The organism is Enterococcus sp. S53 (assembly GCF_016516865.1).
Lineage (GTDB): Bacteria > Bacillota > Bacilli > Lactobacillales > Enterococcaceae > Enterococcus_D > Enterococcus_D innesii.
In genome coordinates this window covers 1-862 of the sequence record NZ_JACVUH010000060.1, presented here as the reverse complement: position 1 = coordinate 862, position 862 = coordinate 1, and the positions used below count along the sequence as shown (strand labels likewise).

2 protein-coding genes are annotated in these 862 nt (G+C 39.3%); one reads left to right on the top strand and one right to left on the bottom strand.

Going from position 1 to position 862, the window contains the following annotated elements; genetic code table 11:
- Positions 1 to 185 precede the first annotated feature (185 nt).
- Complete coding sequence (locus IAE45_RS18660) at positions 186 to 419, bottom strand: hypothetical protein (protein ID WP_005237737.1); 234 nt, start codon at positions 417 to 419, stop codon at positions 186 to 188.
- Between the two features lie 121 nt (positions 420 to 540).
- Between IAE45_RS18660 and IAE45_RS18655 the strand changes: the two genes are divergently transcribed.
- Positions 541 to 627, top strand: a complete 87-nt coding sequence (locus tag IAE45_RS18655; protein ID WP_115224856.1) for a type I toxin-antitoxin system Fst family toxin — start codon at positions 541 to 543, stop codon at positions 625 to 627.
- The last annotated feature ends 235 nt before the right edge of the window (positions 628 to 862 follow it).

The following is an 862-nucleotide window of genomic DNA, read 5'->3' as shown; positions in this document are numbered from 1 at the left end:
TAGCTTGTCTGCTGATACCAAAAAATTCAGCAAGTTCTTTTACTGTCAATATTTGTTTTGGTTATCTGTCCGTTGTCACAAGGGTGCCACCTCGTTTGTTTTTCTTTTAGTATACATGAATTCGCTTTGCCAAGCGAAACCGATTGAATGCAGCAATCAAAGTAGAGGAACATGCAGTAAGAAAACTACATGTTTTCTTCTAGTAATTTTAGTGTATAGTCGTCCGCTATGATCTCACCTTGCATGATCAGCAGTAAATGGTCGAAAGGGATTTTTGTGGATTTACTGAGTCGGTTCAGTTCTTCCTCACTCTTGATCCTTTCATAAATTTTTTTGGTTCGCTCGATTCGATCCCATTCTGTATTGGTCAAGTAGCGGGAAAGTTCATAGGTTAGCCGAGAATCCTCTTCACCGTGCACAAGATCAACTCCTCTTTTTATGGATTATTATAAAGGCAATAGAAAATAAAGAAACAACTGATCACTTGAATTGTTCATGTTATACTCGTTAATGGCAACTGCCCCGTGAGGGGGTGTAAATATGCTAGAAACTTTAATATCGCTGATTATCGCTCCACTATTCGTGGGTCTAGTACTCTTACTAGTTGATCGCTGGCTAGACGATTAGCCGATAGTCGAAGCAGTTGCCTTCTGGCCCCAACGCTGGAGTCGCAACAGCGCAAAAAAAGCCCTCCTATTCGCAGTAGGAGGGCTTTTTTGGTGTAAACATGCTTGTTCTTTAATATCGCTTCGCACATTTATTATAGCAAGAAATTTTGAAAAAATCAAAATGCAGCAATCAGTACCAGTCATTTTTTCGTTCTGAAATTATTTGGAAATTGATATCGAAAAGGTAGGTCACA